Here is a 17,217-nt window from a genome sequence, read left to right on the forward strand (position 1 = left end):
GAGAGCAGCGAACGCAGGTGCACGAGTGATTATTGAATCAGTGACCCCCGACCCCTCGTCCCCTGGCCCGGCCGTACCGGTCGGTCATCGGCTGGTTTGACCCCTGGGAAAGCGGCCCGTAACCTTGACCCTCGGCGTGTTTCCATGCGCGCCCGCCCCTGAGCACCTCCCTCCCGGCGACCGTTCGCGGTGGCGGGGAGAGGCCGCTCGTCCATTCCGGATCATCACGGGCTCGCCCGTGTGACGCGGCTGGCTTCAGGGGTTTCCGTTCCGAGCGAGAGAGAGATCCGCGTGTACGCCATCGTGCGCAGCGGTGGTCGCCAGCACAAGGTTGCTGTCGGCGACATCGTTGAGGTTGACAAGATTTCCACTGCCAAGGTTGGCGACACGGTCGAGCTCTCGACCCTGCTCGTTGTCGACGGCGACGCTGTCACCAGCGACCCGTGGGTGCTGGCCGGCATCAAGGTCACGGCCGAGGTCGTGGACCACCACAAGGGTGCCAAGATCGACATCCTTCGGTACAAGAACAAGACCGGTTACCGCCGTCGCCAGGGCCACCGCCAGCAGTACACGGCGATCAAGGTCACCGGCATCCCCGCGGCTGCGAAGTAAGGGACTGAGGAGACATGGCACACAAGAAGGGCGCATCGTCCACCCGGAACGGTCGCGACTCCAACGCTCAGCGGCTCGGTGTGAAGCGCTTCGGCGGTCAGACCGTCAACGCCGGTGAGATCCTGGTCCGCCAGCGTGGCACCCACTTCCACCCGGGCGCCGGTGTCGGCCGCGGTGGCGACGACACGCTGTTCGCCCTGCAGGCCGGCGCGGTGCAGTTCGGCACCCACCGTGGCCGCAAGGTCGTGAACATCGTTCCGGTCGCCTGACCGGATCTTTCGTGAGGCGGACCTCACTTCCCGTACGGACCCCGTACGGGAAGCAGGTCCGCCTTTCGCGTGTTTCTAATGAAACACGGCATTACACAGACATTCCGTACGTACTGGAGGCAAGCCCATGACCACCTTCGTGGACCGCGTCGAGCTGCATGTCGCCGCGGGTAACGGAGGCCACGGCTGCGCCTCCGTACACCGGGAGAAGTTCAAGCCGCTCGGCGGCCCCGACGGTGGCAACGGCGGCCGTGGCGGCGACGTCATCCTGGTCGTCGACCAGTCGGTGACCACGCTCCTCGACTACCACCACAGCCCGCACCGCAAGGCCACCAACGGCCAGCCCGGCGCCGGCGACAACCGCACCGGCAAGGAGGGCCAGGACCTGGTCCTGCCGGTCCCGGACGGCACGGTCGTCCTCGACAAGGACGGCAACGTCCTCGCCGACCTCGTCGGTCAGGGCACCACCTTCATCGCCGGCCAGGGCGGCCGCGGCGGCCTCGGCAACGCGGCGCTGGCCTCCGCCCGGCGCAAGGCCCCCGGCTTCGCGCTGCTCGGCGAGCCCGGCGAGGCCCGTGACGTGGTCATGGAGCTCAAGACCGTCGCCGACGTGGCCCTGGTGGGCTACCCGAGCGCGGGCAAGTCCTCCCTGATCTCCGTCCTGTCCGCCGCCAAGCCGAAGATCGCGGACTACCCGTTCACCACGCTGGTCCCCAACCTCGGCGTGGTCACCGCGGGCTCGACCGTCTACACCATCGCGGACGTGCCGGGCCTGATCCCCGGCGCCAGCCAGGGCAAGGGCCTGGGCCTGGAGTTCCTGCGGCACGTCGAGCGCTGCTCGGTGCTCGTGCACGTCCTGGACACCGCGACCCTTGAGTCCGAGCGCGACCCGGTCTCCGACCTGGACGTCATCGAGGCCGAGCTGAAGCAGTACGGCGGCCTCGACGACCGGCCCCGCATCGTCGTCCTCAACAAGATCGACATCCCGGACGGCCAGGACCTCGCGGACATGATCCGCGGCGATCTGGAGCAGCGCGGCTACCAGGTCTTCGAGGTCTCCGCGGTCGCCCGCACCGGTCTCAAGGAGCTCTCCTTCGCGCTCGCGAAGATCGTGTCCGAGGCGCGTGCCGCCAAGCCCGTCGAGGAGGCCACCCGGATCGTGATCCGCCCCAAGGCGGTCGACGACGCGGGCTTCACGGTCACGTACGACGAGGCGGCCGAGGTCTACCGGGTGCGCGGCGAGAAGCCGGAGCGCTGGATCCGCCAGACCGACTTCAACAACGACGAGGCCGTCGGCTACCTCGCGGACCGCCTCAGCCGCCTCGGCGTCGAGGACCAGCTGATGAAGGCGGGCGCCCGCGCGGGCGACGCCGTGGCCATCGGCCCCGAGGACAACGCGGTCGTCTTCGACTGGGAGCCGACGATGATGGCGGGCGCGGAGATGCTGGGCCGCCGTGGTGAGGACCACCGCCTTGAGGCGCCCCGTCCGGCCGCTCAGCGCCGCCGGGACCGCGAGGCGGAGCGGGACGAGGCGCAGCAGGAGTTCGACGAGTTCAAGCCGTTCTAGCGCCCGCTGGATGCGTTGACGGTCGTCTGCGGGCCGTCTGTGGCTGATCGCGCAGTTCCCCGCGCCCCTGGGTAGTCAGGGGCGCGGGGAACTGCGCGAGGCAACCCGGCACGGTCCGCGGATGAACCCGTGGCCGGGGGCCCGGGGGCGTAGCCCCCGGAAACCACCCTCGCCCACCCCCACCGCCGGAGGCTTTCGGGAAGGGGCGGGGTGGGGAAAACCCCGCGTCGGAGGCCGTAGGCCGCGGCGGCATACTGGAGACGTTCAGCAAACGTACGATGTCCGACGAACGTCAAGGAGCAGCCCCCCGTGCGTAATCCCGAGGCACCGCGACTGCTGGGGGTCTACCGGCGGGCCGTGCCCGAGAGTGTGCGGCGCGCGATCGTCTCGCAGGTCGACGCCGACATGCGGCGCCGCGTCAAGATGCGCATCGCGGGCGGCGCGGCCGTCGCCGAGAAGATGCGCGCCGCCCGCGTCACCAAGCGCTACCAGACCCTCGCCTCCGGCGCCGACCGCACGGTCGTGCACGTCGGCAAGGACCCCAAGGTCGCCCTCGTCACCCCCGGAGTGACCCCGCTCCAGGCCCGCCGCGCCAACCTAGACATAGTGCTGCGCGCCCTGCACGCGGCCGGTCTCGACCACTTCTGCGTGCGCGGCCGCTCGGAGACCTCCGCCGCCGTCGCCGTCCGCGAGGACGACCGTACGGCCGTGCTGAAGGTGCTGGAGTCGCTCTGCGGCGACCAGCCCGGCTACGTCACCCACGTCAAGGGCAACAACCCGGTCCCCGAGACCTCCCTGCCGGGGTACGAGGACGCCACCTGGCGCCGGTTCAAGACCGCCGGGACCGTCAGGGTCACCTGGTACCGCACGGACCCCACGCACCGCCTCACCCTCGGCAACCGCTACGGCTGCGACGTCGAGTTCTGGAAGGAGGAGGACGGCGAACTGGTGCCGCCGCGCGTCGGCAAGCTCGCCGAGACCCTCCCCGCCGAGGGCCCCGTCGCGCAGGTCTCCGAGGCGTACTTCACCCACCTCGCCCCCCGCGAGGCCCCCGACGCGGCCCAGGTGCGCACCCGCGCCGAGTTCGCCATCCACCCCACCGACGAGATCACCTTCCCGATCGACGTCGTCTACACGTGGGTGAACGGCGCCGACCCGGCCTGGCTGCGCCGCCGCGCCCAGTTCGCGGGCGAGACCTACCACGCCGAGTCCGCCAACGCCGCGCGCTACCTCAGCCGCGACGAGCTGCGCTACTCGCTGCGCTCGCTGCACATGTACGCGCCGTGGGTGCGCAACGTCTACCTGGTGACCGACGACCAGACCCCGGAGTGGCTCGACACCGAGCAGCCCGGCATCAAGGTCGTCAGCCACAAGGAGATCTTCCGCGACCCGGGCCTGCTGCCCACCTTCAACTCGCACGCCATCGAGAGCCAGCTCCACCACATCGAGGGCCTCGCCGAGCACTTCCTGTACTTCAACGACGACGTGATGCTCGGCAACGAGGTCACCCCGCAGGACTTCTTCCTCTCCAGCGGCCTCACCAAGTTCTTCCCGTCGCCCGCCCTCGTGCCGCTGGGCGCCCGCACCCCCGAGGACCCGCCGGTGGCCGCCGCGGGCAAGAACAACCGCCGTCTGATCGAGGAGAGGTACGGGGCGGTGGTCGTGCAGAAGATGAAGCACATGCCGCACCCGCTGCGCCGCAGCCTGCTCACCGAGATCGAGACGGAGTTCGAGCCGGAGTACCGCTACACCGAGGCGAGCCGGTTCCGCTCGGAGGATGACATCTCCATCTCGTCGTCCCTGCACCACTACTACGCGTACCACACGCAGCGCGCGGTGCCCTCCGAACTCCCGTACACCTACCTCGACCTGACGCACCCGTGGACGGAGACCCGGCTGGGCCGGCTGCTCGCCAACCGGGACAAGACGGTGTTCTGCGTCAACGACACGGTCTCCACGGAGCAGGACGTGCACGAGCAGAAGGACCTGATCACGCCCTTCCTGGACGCGTACTTCCCGGTACCGAGCCCGTTCGAGAAGCGGTAGCGCCCACCGGGGCGGGGGGATCTGCCGTCGCGCGGCCGCGGGCCGTGGGCGCTTCTCGCGCAGTTCCCCGCGCCCCTGAAGAAAGGGGCCCGCCCCGACCTTCCGGTCGGGGCGGGCCCCTTTCCCGTATCCGTACGTCAGTCGCGCTCGAACCGCGACTTCACCGGGAAGTACGCGCTCAGGAACGCCCGCAGTACGCGGTCCTGCTCCTCCACCGACACCTCCGCGTCGGCGGACTCGCCGATGCAGAACGTGTCGTGGGCGCGCTCGGCGAGCAGCCGGGTCAGCACCGTGTGGTGGTCGTAGTTGCCCACGTTGATGTAGCTGCACGAGATCGCGCTCGGCACCGAGCTGCCGATCAGGTAGCCGTAGTGGTGGTGCAGCGACGACGTGATCGACAGGTCCGAGTTGGCGCGGAACGGGTTGGCCGCGGTCCGGCCCACCTCGTCCGGGAACTTGTCCGCGATCTCGGTCAGCACACTGCGGCGCAGCGGGTGCGGCGCGTGCAGGAAGCTGGTCGTCGTGGTCCGCCCGAACGCCTCCTCCAGGAGCGCCCGGTTGTTCTTCGCGGCCGCGAAGTAGCCCTCGTCGTCCGGGGACGGCTCGGTCGGCGGGACGGCCGTGGGCGAGCGGAAGAACTTGGCGACGCCGTTGCTCAGGAAGAACGACGACGGGTTGAGCGGACGGCCGATGAACACGTCGTCGTTGAGATAGAGGAAGTGCTCGGCCAGGCCCTCGATGCGGTACAGCTGGCTCTCGATGGCGTGCGAGTTGAACGTCGGCAGCCAGGCCTGGTCCTTGAAGATCTCGCGGTGGCTGACCACCTTGATGCCGGGCTGCTCGGTGTCCAGCCAGTCCGGCGTCTGGTCGTCGGTGACCAGGTAGATGGTCCGCACCCAGGGCGCGAACATCTCCAGGGAGCGCAGCGAGTAGCGCAGCTCGTCGCGGTTGCGGAAGCGCACGTCGCCGCTGTCGGCGTCGTTGGTCGGCATGTTCCGGCTGCGGCGCACCGAGTCGCGGCGCTGCTGCCAGGCCGGGTCGGTGTCGTCGACCCAGGTGTAGACGACGTCGATCGGGTAGTCGACGTCCCACATCAGCTGCTTGGTGAACTGGGCCAGCGTCGGGTAGTCGCGGTCGGCGACCCGCAGCTTGGCGGTGGCCTCCAGGTTCGGCAGACGGCGTCCGAGCAGGGTGGTCAGCCGGGGCGTCTCGCGCCAGCCGTCCTCCTCCGACTCGGCCCAGAACTCCAGGCTGCAGCCGTACGCCGGTCCGTACCGCAGGGTGCGGCTCTCGGAGGTGATCGGCTTGAAGACGCGCAGACCCGCGACCTCGCCCACCTCGCCCAGACGCTCGGCCAGGACCGCGCCGGGCGCGGCGCCGCGCGGGGTGACCAGCTCGGCGTAGACCGGCTTGCCGTGCAGGGCGGTCGACATGGCCTCGATCACCCGGCGGCGCTGCTCGACGGGGACGGCGACGCGGTAGGCGACGCCGGCGTCGTGGCGCAGCAGGATGTACGGGATCCCCGCGTCCTCCAGGACCTTGGCGGTGATCTCCAGGTTGATCTGCGCCATGCGCGGGCCGTTGATGTCGTCGCGCTGCTCGGCGAGGCGGCCGGCCGAGCGGATCAGCGTCCCGGTGCGGTCCTGCGCCTGGATCATCACCTCGCGGGCCTTCTGCTCGTCCGCCGAGTTCGCCTGGTGCGAGACGGGGGCGGCGACGCTGAAGCTGCGGGTGCCGCCGGCCGCGATGCGCAGCGCGGTGCGGTCGGCGCGCTGGGCCAGGCGCTCGGGGGTGTCGCGGCGGGCGACCAGCTTGGCGAAGAGCTGTTCCCAGCGGGCGGTGATGTCCTCGCCGCCGAACCGCTCGTACACGCCCTTGCGGGCGGCCTTGCCGAACGCGTGGCGGGTGTCGTCCTCCTCCATGAGGCGGGACATCGCGGCGGCCAGCGAGTCGATGTCGCCGGGCGGCACGAGCAGGCCGTCCACGCCGTGGCGGATGATCTCGGCGGGCCCGGTGACGATGTCGTACGCGATGACCGGCACGCCGGCCGCGAACATCTCCAGGAGCACCAGCGGGAAGGCCTCGTTGCGCGAGGGCAGCAGGCAGACGCTGGCCTTGGCCCACTCCTGCTCCATCTGCGAGGAGCGGCCGACCAGTTCGATGCGCGAGTGCATGCCCAGGCCCTCGACGAGGCGGCGCAGGCGCACCTCCTGCGGGCCGTCGCCGAAGATCCGCAGCTGCCAGTCGGGGAAGTCCGCGGAGATCCGCTGGAAGGCGTGGATGGCGTGGTCCAGCTGCTTCTCCGGGGTCATCCGGGCAGCCAGGACGATCGTCTTGGACTCCAGGTCGGCGCGCGGACGGTAGCCGTCGGGCACCGCGTTGGGGATCGCGGCGAGCTCCGGGGCGGCCTCGCGCAGCGAGTCGGAGAACCAGTCGTTGGTGCGCTCGGTCAGCGACACCAGCGCGTCGACGCGCGGGCCGTAGACCAGCAGCGGCTCACCGGAGACGCCGCGCAGCTGGGAGGCGCGGTGCTCCTGGTGCACGGTGACGACCCGGGAAGGCGCGAGCTCGGCGGCCGCCGCGAGCAGCGCCGGGGTGGTGGTGACCAGCACGTCGGAGTCGAGGGAGCCGAGCGCGGCCGTCATCTCGATGTCGGAGAGCCGGTCGAAGGTGGACTCCCAGGACGGCTTGATCAGCTCGCTCGGCAGCGACTCCAGCGTCCGGCAGGCGGTCTCGTCCAGGGCGCTGGTGCGCACCGGGCGTCCGTAGGATCCGGTCCTGTCCACCAGGTAGCGCCGCTTGACCTGCTGGGCGGCCGCGAAGAACGGCTCGGGGCGGGTCTTGAAGACGCTCAGCACCTCGACGTCGTGCCGGGGAGCGAGATGGATCGCCTGGGTGTAGGCGGCCATCTCGGTGCCGCCCATCTCGTCGCCCCAGGTGAGCAGAAACGTGATCTTCATGCAACTTCCTCTGCGCCACGGGGGGCGGTTCCGAATCCGGTACAGGACACGGCGAGCACGCCGGCCGGGGTGACGTAGGCGTGCACCCTCGCGAGCGAACCGTTGTCGAGAGCGACGATACGGAACGGTGTCCGGTAGACCTGCTTGGGGTGACGCACATCGGTCAGCCGCCGGGCGATCTTGATCCGGTTCCCACCGGCCTTCAGATGCATGTCCCAGGTGCGGGTGGTGCGGCCGACCGCCATCTCGGCGAGCGGTACGTCGAAGGTGAAGCGGTCGCCGTCCCACGTCACGGGGGCCGCGGCCGCCTTGCTGCTGCGCCGCAGCACCGCCTCCGCGGCGTACTCCTCGACGGGGGCCTTGGGCGCGATGAGCCGGCCGTGCACCACGATCCGGTCCCAGCGCAGCTCGAACGAGGTGAGCTCGGCCTGGTGGCGCGGGCCGCGCACGTTCAGCATCGAGCGGCCGTCGACCGAGCGCACCGGGCGGAAGACGGCGCCGCTGGTGGGTGACGGCGAGGTGGACAGGGTGGGGCCGTCGGACGACTCCGCGGGGGCCGAGGCGATCTTCGCCCGCAGCTCGCGACCGTCACTCTCGGTGACCACGACTTCCATGCGCCACATACCGGACGAGAGCACCGGACCACGGGTGCCGGTCTCCGACGGATCGTCGTGGCGCAGCGGCGCGGTGGCCGTCAGAAGGAGACTTCCGTCACTCTGCGGCTCCTGCTCCAGCTCCACGTGGACGACCTTGCGCCCGCGTGACATCTCCAGGTGGGCCGCGTTGACCGCTTCGGGGCGGCGCGGGAAGGTCACCGCGAAGTTGAGGGTGCGCCCACCGGAGACCGAGAAGTGCACGGGCTGCAGCAGCGGCCGCGGCTTGACTCCGTCGATGGCCGGTACGGTATGCATCTGCTCGACACGTCGGCGCATTCGTACTGCCGCGCGGCGCGCCCGCTTGGCGGCGCCCACCGCATAGGGCAGCAGTGAGTCACTCACGGTGAACCTAGCTCTCGTCTGGGCTAATGGTCAGCGTTGCATGCTGCCAATAATGCGTAAGATCGGCAAGTTGCTTCGTAATTCTATCGATGCATCACGATTGCTTCATCGAGTGGAACCCAAATGAACTTTCAGCCCTCTCCTCGTGTGGCGGTCTGCTTGATCGCAGATGAACGTGAAACGGGGAGTGGGAGAAGGACATGGGACGCTGGCCGATGATGGGACGCCAAGTGGCCTCCCGGCGTACCGTGCTGGCTTCGCTGGCGGGGATGGTGGCCGCCGGTGCGATCGCCGGATGCGACAGCAAGCACCCGTCGGCCAGAGGCGCCGCCGTCACAAGTGAACCACCGAAGCCCGTCTCGCTGCTGCCGGTCGACCACCGCAGCAGCTTCGAGGCCCCGGGCCGCCCGCTCGCCATGGCGATCGTCGCGCACCCGGACGACGACCTGTTCTTCATGAACCCGGACACGCTCCACACGATCGAGCGGGGCGTCCCCGTCGTCTCCGTGTACGTCACCGGCGGCGGCTCCTTCGGCGTCAACCAGGCCCCCGGCGAGCCCAAGGCCCGCCCCGACGTGCCCGCCTACGTCTCCGCGCGCCAGCAGGGCCTGCGCCAGGCGTACGCCCGGATGCTGGGCGCGACCCTGTTCACCCCGTGGACGCGGACCGCCCTCAAGCTGCCCGGCGGGCGCGAGGCCGAGCTCAACGTCCTGGAGTACAACGGCCGCCGCGCCGAACTGATCTTCCTCGGCGTGCGGATGCACGAGAAGACCGGCCGCGGCTGGGTCGGCATGACCCAGCTGTGGAACACCCCCGGCGTGGTGCTGCGCACCCAGCCCACCCCCGAGTCCCCGGTCCAGGAGAAGTACACCTACAGCCGCGACGAGCTCACCGACGCGCTGCTGTTCCTGATGCGCAAGTACCGGCCCACGCTGGTGCGCACCCTCGACCCGGACCCCGACGCCCAGGTCCACGACAAGCTCCACCCGCGCGGCAGCGACCAGGTCGGCTACTCCGACCACCCCGACCACACCGCCGTCGCCCTGTTCACCTGGCGGGCCCTCGCCCAGTGGGGCCAGGGCACCTCCCAGGGCTCGCGCACCCCCGGCTTCCTCACCGAGGCGTTCCGCGGCTACTACAACCAGCGCTGGCCCTACAACCTGCCCAGCGACACCGTCCACCAGAAGACCGAGTACCTCAACGCCTACGGCGGCGCCCCCACCTGGCAGTGCGGCAACGGCTCCGGCTGCGGCGACTACTCCGTCGGCGTCAACGGCGTCCTCAAGTCCAAGAAGGGCTGGGTCCGCTCCACCCACCGCCGCTACCCGACCGCAGGCCCCAAGGTCGTCGTCGACAAGGACGGCCGGATGAACGCGTACGCCGTGCTCGGCACCCGCGCCGCCCGCTGGCGCGAGTCCGGCCCCTACAGCGGCGGCTGGGGCACGGCCGAGGACCTCGGCGGCGGCCCGCTCGCCCCCGCCCTCAGCGCCGTCGCCGCGGCCGACGGACGCCACCTCGTCTTCGGCCTGCGCTTCACCAACCTCGGCGCCAGCGACAAGGACGACACCCGCGAGATAGTCGTCCTGCAGCAGAAGAGCGCCGGCGGCGACTTCGAGCAGCAGTGGACCAGCCTCGGCAACCCCGAGACCGACCCCCGCCGCAGCCGCCTCACCGGCCCGCCCACCGCGATCGCCGCCCCCGACGGCACCGTGCACGTCTTCGTGCGCAACGCCGCCAAGGGCGTCAGCACCCGCATCCGCGACAAGCAGGGCACCTGGTCGCCGTGGCAGAAGCTGTCCGGCGGCGGACAGATCCAGGAAGGCCTGGCCGCCGCGGTCGACGGCGACGGCCGCGTCCACGTCTTCGGCTCCGCCTTCGGCTGGGTCGAGCACTGGGCCCAGAAGGACGCCGGAGGCGCCATGGTGCGCGCCGCCCGCGGCCTCAAGACCCGGCCCGGCGACGCCCCCGACGCGGTCACCGCCAAGGACGGCTCCGTGCTGCTCGCCTACCACAAGCCCTCCAGCGACCAGATCAACGTCGCCCAGCTGCGCGGCGGCCAGGCCGGCCGCTGGACCGAACTGCCCGACCAGAAGGTCACCGGCTACGGCCCGGTCGCCCTCGTCGACGGCCAGGACCTCGCCACCGGCGGCGTCATGCTCAGCTCGCGCAGCGGCACCGGCGCCATCGAGATGGTCGACAGCGGCAAGCAGGTCACCCTCCACGGCGACGCGTCCTCCGGCTTCATGGTCGGCGCCCCCGCCGTCGTGCAGGGCGCCGGCGAAGGCGTCGCCCTCGTCACGCTCGGCCTGAACACCACCCCCGCGGTCACCAGGGTCCCGCCGCGCGCGGGCACCGTCTGACCGACACACCGCACCGGCGCACCGAGCCGGGCGGACCGGGAGCGAACAGGGGCGTACGGGACCATCCCGTACGCCTCTTCCGCACGCCCAAGCGGGCGTCCGTGCGGGCCTGCGAGCGGGCCCGGAAGCACACCGTGCTTACGCCGCCTTCACGTCCGTACGAAAAGTCACAGCAGGCCGGTCCGACCGGTCCGGCCTCCTAGACTGTCCGTATGACTTGGATGATCACAGGCGGTGCCGGCTACATCGGATCTCACGTGGTGAAGGCCCTCGTCGACGGCGGGGAGCAGGTCGTCGTCCTCGACGACCTCAGCACCGGAGACCCGGCCCGGCTGCCCGAAGGCGTCCGCCTGGAGCGCGGCACCGTCCTTGACCGCGACGTCCTCGACCGCGTACTGCGCGAGAACGACGTGGACGGCGTCATCCACATCGCCGCCAAGAAGCAGGTCGGCGAATCCGTCGAACGCCCGCTGCACTACTACCGCGAGAACGTCGAAGGCCTGCGCACCGTCCTGGAGGCCGCCGCCGAAGCCGGCGTGCGCCGCTTCCTGTTCTCCTCCTCCGCCGCCGTCTACGGCATGCCCGACGTCGACCTCGTCACCGAGCAGACCGAATGCCTGCCCATGAGCCCGTACGGCGAGACCAAGCTCGCGGGCGAATGGCTCGTCAGCGCCGTCGGCAAGGCCCACGGCATGGCCACCGCCTCGCTGCGCTACTTCAACGTGGCCGGCGCCGCCTCCCCCGAACTCGGCGACCCCGGGATCTTCAACCTCGTCCCGATGGTCTTCGAGCGCCTCACCGAGGGCAAGGCCCCGCTCATCTTCGGCGACGACTACGCCACCCCCGACGGCACCTGCGTCCGCGACTACATCCACGTCGAGGACATCGCCACCGCGCACGTCGCCGCCGCCCGCCGGCTCGCCGCCGACCCCGAAGCCGCCCTCATCCTCAACATCGGCCGCGGCGAAGGCGCCTCCGTCGCCGAGATGGTCGACATCATCCGCGACGTCACCGGCATCACCGAGCCCGCCCCCGAGGTCGCCCCGCGCCGCGCCGGCGACCCGGCCCGCGTCGTCGCCTCCGCCGAGCTCATCACCAAGGAACTCGACTGGAGCGCCCGCCACGACATCCGCGCCATGGTCACCTCCGCCTGGGAGGGCTGGCTGCTGCGCCACCCGCGCGACTGAGGCCCTGGATCCCCTGAAGGCCCCCGCCCGCCCGGCGGGGGCCCGTCCAACGCTCCGTCCAACGCTCGAAACGGCCGTGCGCCCAGACCCCGGCCTGGCATAGATTCCCCGGTGTGACAGTGGCAAGGCAGTACGTGACCCAGGCCCGCAGGATCGTCGTCAAGGTGGGCTCGTCCTCCCTCACCACCGCCTCCGGCGGCCTCGACGCCGACCGCGTCGACGCCCTAGTCGACGTCCTGGCCAAAGCCCGCAGCGGCGGCGAGAAGGAAATAGTGCTGGTCTCCTCCGGCGCCATCGCCGCCGGACTCGCCCCCCTCGGCCTGCGCCGCCGCCCCACCGACCTCGCCCGCCAGCAGGCCGCCGCCAGCGTCGGCCAAGGCCTCCTCGTCGCCCGCTACACCGCCTCCTTCGCCCGCTACGGCGTACGCGTCGGACAGGTCCTGCTCACCAGCGACGACACCAGCCGCCGCGCCCACTACCGCAACGCCTACCGCACCCTCGACCAGCTCCTCGCCATGGGCGCACTCCCCGTCGTCAACGAGAACGACACCGTCGCCACCGACGAGATCCGCTTCGGCGACAACGACCGCCTCGCCGCCCTCGTCGCCCACCTCGTCCGCGCCGACCTGCTCGTCCTGCTCTCCGACGTCGACGGCCTCTACGACGGCGACCCCAGCAGACCCGGCACCACCCGCATCGGCGAAGTCCACGGCCCCGACGACATCGCCCACGTACAGATCGGCAGCGCCGGCAAAGCGGGCGTCGGCACCGGCGGCATGGTCACCAAGGTCGAAGCCGCCCGCATCGCCGCCGCCGCCGGCGTCCCCGTCGTCCTCACCTCCGCCACCCACGCCGCCGACGCCCTCGCCGGACGCGACACCGGCACCTACTTCCACACCACCGGCCGCCGCTCCGCCGACCGCCTCCTGTGGCTCGCCCACGCCTCCACACCCCAGGGCCACCTCGTCCTCGACGACGGAGCCGTACGCGCCGTCGTCGAACGCCACTCCTCCCTGCTGCCCGCCGGAATCGCCGCCGTCGAAGGCGAGTTCAGCGCCGGCGACCCCGTCGAACTGCGCGACACCGCGGGCCGCGCCGTCGCCCGCGGACTCGTCAACTTCGACGCCAAGGAGATCCCCCAGCTCCTCGGCCGCTCCACCCGCGAACTCGCCCGCGAACTCGGCCCCGAATACGAGCGCGAAGTCGTACACAGGGACGATCTGGTCGTTCTCCACCCCTGAAACGGCTGAAAGTCCAGCCTTCGGGCAGACACCTTCACGAAAACCGCCCCGCGACCCGGCCAGGACTGGTCAACTTTGTTGCGGGGTACTCGCGGGGGTGACCCGCGAGGGGTACTGCATCGCATCACAGCATCACAGGAGGCCGCCGGTGAGACGAGCGCGCCCGGGGGCGGCGCCCCGAGTCGGGGGAACCCACGCCCGCAGGGCCGTGGGGGAGGACGGGCCGACCCTGACCAGCGTCGGCACAGGGGCCGACATAGCGCAGACCGAGGAGCGGGAACAGCCCGGGGACACCCCCAGGCTCTGGCACATCACCCTCAGCGTCTCCGGCGCCGAGGCCCCGCTCAAAGAGGTCCGGCGCGGCCTCGAACAGCTCGCCCACGACCACCCCTTCTTACTGACCAGCAGATACGCCAACGACCACGCCGAGATCCGCTACTGGGAAGAGGCCCGCGACCTGCACGACGCGGCCGCCGTCGCCCTCCGGCTCTGGGGCGAACACCGCTCCACCGCCAAACTCCCGCCCTGGGAGATCGTCGGCCTGGAAGTCATCGACCGCGAGACCTACCACCAGCGCCTCGCCGAGGGCTACGGACCGCCACCGGCCGCACCCGTCGGCGTCCACCCCTTTTGACACCCCGGCCACCCGGAGACCACCGCGACCGGACCGTGAGAGCGCCGTCTCGGAGAGTGGAACCGGTGCGGAACGCCCCCGCCCGGAGCACTACCCTGCGGACATGAGCGCGTCTTCCCCGTACGAGAACATGTCCCCGGTCACCCAGGCCGCCCACCGGGCCCGCGCGGCCGCCGCCGATATCGCGCCATTGCCGCGCTCGGCCAAGGACGACGCGCTCCTGGCCATCGCCGACGCGCTCGAAGTGCGGACCAAGGAGATCGTCGAGGCCAACGCCCTCGACATCGCCAAGGCCCGCGAAGCCGGGACCAGCGAGACCGTCGTCGACCGCCTCACCCTCACCCCCGAACGGGTCCGCGCCATCGCCTCCGACGTACGCGACGTCGCCGCGCTGCCCGACCCCGTCGGCGAAGTCGTCCGCGGCTCCACCCTCCCCAACGGAATCGACCTGCGCCAGGTCAGGGTCCCCCTCGGCGTCGTCGGCATCATCTACGAAGCCCGGCCGAACGTGACCGTCGACGCCGCCGCCCTCTGCCTCAAGTCCGGCAACGCCGTCCTGCTGCGCGGCTCGTCCTCCGCCTACGAGTCCAACACCGCACTCGTCCGGGTGCTGCGCGACGCCGTCGGCGGCGCCGGACTGCCCGCCGACGCCGTCCAGCTCGTCCCCGGCGAATCCCGCGACTCCGTACGCGAGTTGATGCGCGCCCGCGGCCTCGTCGACGTCCTCATCCCGCGCGGCGGCGCCTCCCTCATCCGCACCGTCGTCGAGGAATCCACCGTCCCCGTCATCGAGACCGGCACCGGCAACTGCCACGTCTACGTGGACGCCCAGGCCGACCTCGACATGGCCGTCGACATCCTCATCAACTCCAAGGCCTCGCGCCCCTCCGTCTGCAACTCGGCCGAAACGCTCCTCGTCCACCAGGACATCGCGGACGCCTTCCTGCCCCGCGCCCTCGACGCGCTCGCCGAGGCCGGCGTCACCGTCCACGCCGACGAGCGCGTCCGGTCCTACGCCGACGCCACCAAGGCGACCGTCGTGGCGGCCACCGCCGAGGACTGGGAGACCGAGTACCTCTCCTACGACATCGCGGCCGCCGTCGTCGACTCCCTGGACGCCGCCGTCGCCCACATCCGGCAGTGGACCTCCGGCCACACCGAGGCGATCGTCACCACCTCCCAGGCCGCGGCCCGCCGCTTCACCCAACTGGTCGATTCCACCACCGTCGCCGTGAACGCCTCCACCCGCTTCACCGACGGCGGCCAGTTCGGCTTCGGCGCCGAGATCGGCATCTCCACCCAGAAGCTCCACGCCCGCGGCCCCATGGGCCTGCCGGAGCTCACCTCCACCAAGTACATCGTCACCGGGGACGGGCACGTGCGGTAGCCGGGGAACCCTCCCCTGAGGACCTCCCGAGGGGGAGAGTTCGGACACTCCCTGCCCAAAACGACCGCGCCGGGGCTACGCTGAACCCGTGCCGGACGACGTGGGGGGCAAGCCGTTCCCGGACGGCTGGGAGCCCGACGACGACCGCGGGGGCGCGGACGACGCATTCGCCTCCGTGGTCTTCGACGAGGACTTCGTACGGGCCGCCGAGATCCACGAACCGAGCGCCGTGGAACGGCTGTTGGCCGCCGCCCAGGCCCGCGCCGAGGCCGAAGCCGCCAGAGCCCGCGCGGGCGCCGGAGCCGACGACGACTTCGCCTACCCCGCCCGCGACCCCGACGCCTACGGCTCCGCCTTCCCCGGCGGCGCCGAAGCCGGCCCCTACGGCCCGCACGGCGGGGCGCTGCGCCCCTACCGCGGCCGGGCCCGCTGGCACCGCCCCGTCGCCTGGCTGCTCGCCCTGATCATGGGCATCGGCATGGTCGCCCTGGCCTTCGCGGCCGTCTACCGGGGCGCCTCCGGCAGCCGCGACGACCCCGCCCCGCACCCGACCACCAGCAACGTGGACAAGTCCGGGCTACCCATTCCGGCCACAGTCGGCCCGACCGCCTCGGCCGACTACTCGGCACCGGCGGTCGCGGCTGTGCCTCGGAGGTCTTGAGGGGGGCGGGGGGGGCCTCCCCCCGCCCCCTCCCCACCCACCCCGCGCCCCCCGCCCGCCCCACCCCTGACCACAGCTTTTGCGCGTCCTGACGACGTTCTGACCGTCCTCTGACCGCTCTCTGACCCCGCCTTGAACAACCGCGTGGGAACTCGTCAGAACTTGTCGCGTACCAGCGCGTTTATCGGCCCCTCCCGCGACCTACCCTGAAGGTATGGCAGGGCGTGGAGAGCCACCCGAGGGGACACCGGAGGGCCTCCCCGGCGGAGGTGAGGACGAGTACCGATCCGTCGTATTCGACGAGTCGTTCGTTCGTGCTGCCCGCTTGCAGGAGTTCTCCGCCCAGGAGCGGATGCGTGAGCACGCGCGTGCGGTGCGCAGCCGTCCCAGCTGGTCGTTCCGACCGTTCACCAAACAGATAGTCGCGCTGGTGGTCCTCCTCTTCGTCGCCTTCGGTACCGCCGTGTACATGGGCCTGCGCCACCCCTACCAGCCCGGTGGCGGCAGCGTCGCCGCCGAGCCCCTGCGGATGACCGTGATACCCCTGGCCCCGCAGAGCGTCGTCCCCGGCATCGACGTCGCCCGCCTGTTCGACCACAGTCCGGCTGCCCAGTTCCGCACCGGTGCCGACGGCATCAACCTCCCCGCCGTCCGCAGGACCGCCCACTTCTCCGAGAGCCAGATCATCGCCGGTGTGACCACCGCCAAGGAGTATCTGGTCCAGTCGTCCCTCGACCCCCAGGTCCTCACCGGTAAGTCCGTGCACCAGGTGCGGGCACTGCTCGATCCGGAGCTGCTGGCCCAGTTCGACCAGAGCATCGACAACCCGGCCGACGACGGCCGCCACGCCGCCACCGGCTGGCTGGTGCGCTTCGATCCGGCCAAAGTGGCGCTGGCCGACTCCCAGGTGCGGGTGCAGGGCACTTTCCACTACGCCGAGTCCGGCCGGGACACCCTCGACGTGACGTCCGACCACACCTTCACGTACGCCCTGCGCCCGGCCGCGTCCGGCCCGGACAAGGCGGCCTCGCTCTTCACCGTCCGCCGTGAGCTGCACTTCCGCTTCGACCGCGATGACCTGCGGCTGCACCGGGTCGAGCTGCAGTTCAGCTATGTCGAGGCCGGGCCGCAGGCCTGCTCGGCCGATGTCTCCGCACAGCTGCGGCCGCTGCTCGCGGGCGAGCGGACCAGCGCGACCGGCCCGGCGGGCACCGATCCGTACGCGACCGGCCCCGCCACCGCGGCCCTCTGCGGCACCCTCGCCACCAGCGCCCAGCCGACGCCGTAGGCACCCT

Annotated in this window: 13 protein-coding genes; 11 read left to right on the forward strand and 2 right to left on the reverse strand. The window is 71.2% G+C overall.

All coding sequences use genetic code 11. The features are described 5' to 3' along the window. Positions 1–291 precede the first annotated feature (291 nt). The 4 genes from rplU to QIY60_RS18815 all read left to right on the forward strand — a co-directional run bounded on the left by rplU (position 292) and on the right by QIY60_RS18815 (position 4,494). On the forward strand, positions 292–612 hold the full coding sequence (gene rplU, locus QIY60_RS18800) for a 50S ribosomal protein L21 (RefSeq protein ID WP_015033583.1): 321 nt from the start codon (positions 292–294) through the stop codon (positions 610–612). Positions 613–626: 14 nt separating this feature from the next. Beyond that, positions 627–881, forward strand: coding sequence for a 50S ribosomal protein L27 (rpmA, locus tag QIY60_RS18805; RefSeq protein WP_049715810.1), 255 nt, complete (start codon positions 627–629; stop codon positions 879–881). A gap of 127 nt (positions 882–1,008) precedes the next feature. Further along, positions 1,009–2,448, forward strand: a complete 1,440-nt coding sequence (obgE, locus tag QIY60_RS18810) for a GTPase ObgE (RefSeq protein WP_283143504.1) — start codon at positions 1,009–1,011, stop codon at positions 2,446–2,448. Positions 2,449–2,757: 309 nt separating this feature from the next. Continuing rightward, positions 2,758–4,494, forward strand: coding sequence for a stealth family protein (locus QIY60_RS18815; RefSeq protein WP_283143505.1), 1,737 nt, complete (start codon positions 2,758–2,760; stop codon positions 4,492–4,494). A gap of 137 nt (positions 4,495–4,631) precedes the next feature. On the opposite strand, the gene QIY60_RS18820 is transcribed toward QIY60_RS18815, so the two are convergent. Together QIY60_RS18820 and QIY60_RS18825 are read right to left on the reverse strand one after the other, a co-directional pair. Beyond that, the gene (locus tag QIY60_RS18820) at positions 4,632–7,454 is read right to left on the reverse strand and encodes a stealth conserved region 3 domain-containing protein (RefSeq protein WP_283143506.1); all 2,823 of its coding nucleotides are present in this window, start codon (positions 7,452–7,454) and stop codon (positions 4,632–4,634) included. Next, on the reverse strand, positions 7,451–8,452 hold the full coding sequence (locus tag QIY60_RS18825) for a hypothetical protein (protein ID WP_283143507.1): 1,002 nt from the start codon (positions 8,450–8,452) through the stop codon (positions 7,451–7,453). The genes QIY60_RS18820 and QIY60_RS18825 overlap by 4 nt, the downstream gene beginning before the upstream one ends. Before the next feature lie 200 nt (positions 8,453–8,652). Between QIY60_RS18825 and QIY60_RS18830 the strand changes: the two genes are divergently transcribed. From QIY60_RS18830 to QIY60_RS18860, 7 genes are all read left to right on the forward strand, one after another. Next, positions 8,653–10,812, forward strand: a complete 2,160-nt coding sequence (locus QIY60_RS18830; RefSeq protein ID WP_283143508.1) for a PIG-L family deacetylase — start codon at positions 8,653–8,655, stop codon at positions 10,810–10,812. Between the two features lie 212 nt (positions 10,813–11,024). Further along, positions 11,025–11,999, forward strand: a complete 975-nt coding sequence (gene galE, locus QIY60_RS18835; RefSeq protein ID WP_283143509.1) for a UDP-glucose 4-epimerase GalE — start codon at positions 11,025–11,027, stop codon at positions 11,997–11,999. A 113-nt stretch (positions 12,000–12,112) separates the two neighbouring features. Then, the gene (gene proB, locus QIY60_RS18840; RefSeq protein WP_283143510.1) at positions 12,113–13,240 is read left to right on the forward strand and encodes a glutamate 5-kinase; all 1,128 of its coding nucleotides are present in this window, start codon (positions 12,113–12,115) and stop codon (positions 13,238–13,240) included. Positions 13,241–13,388: 148 nt separating this feature from the next. Beyond that, the gene (locus QIY60_RS18845; RefSeq protein ID WP_266979494.1) at positions 13,389–13,874 is read left to right on the forward strand and encodes a hypothetical protein; all 486 of its coding nucleotides are present in this window, start codon (positions 13,389–13,391) and stop codon (positions 13,872–13,874) included. A 103-nt stretch (positions 13,875–13,977) separates the two neighbouring features. Next, on the forward strand, positions 13,978–15,261 hold the full coding sequence (locus QIY60_RS18850) for a glutamate-5-semialdehyde dehydrogenase (protein ID WP_283143511.1): 1,284 nt from the start codon (positions 13,978–13,980) through the stop codon (positions 15,259–15,261). Positions 15,262–15,349: 88 nt separating this feature from the next. Further along, on the forward strand, positions 15,350–15,922 hold the full coding sequence (locus tag QIY60_RS18855) for a hypothetical protein (protein ID WP_283143512.1): 573 nt from the start codon (positions 15,350–15,352) through the stop codon (positions 15,920–15,922). 214 nt (positions 15,923–16,136) lie between these two features. Further along, a complete protein-coding gene (locus QIY60_RS18860; RefSeq protein WP_283143513.1) occupies positions 16,137–17,210 on the forward strand; it encodes a hypothetical protein in 1,074 nt (357 codons plus the stop codon). The last annotated feature ends 7 nt before the right edge of the window (positions 17,211–17,217 follow it).

This window comes from Streptomyces sp. BPTC-684 (assembly GCF_030028635.1).
Lineage (GTDB): Bacteria > Actinomycetota > Actinomycetes > Streptomycetales > Streptomycetaceae > Streptomyces > Streptomyces noboritoensis.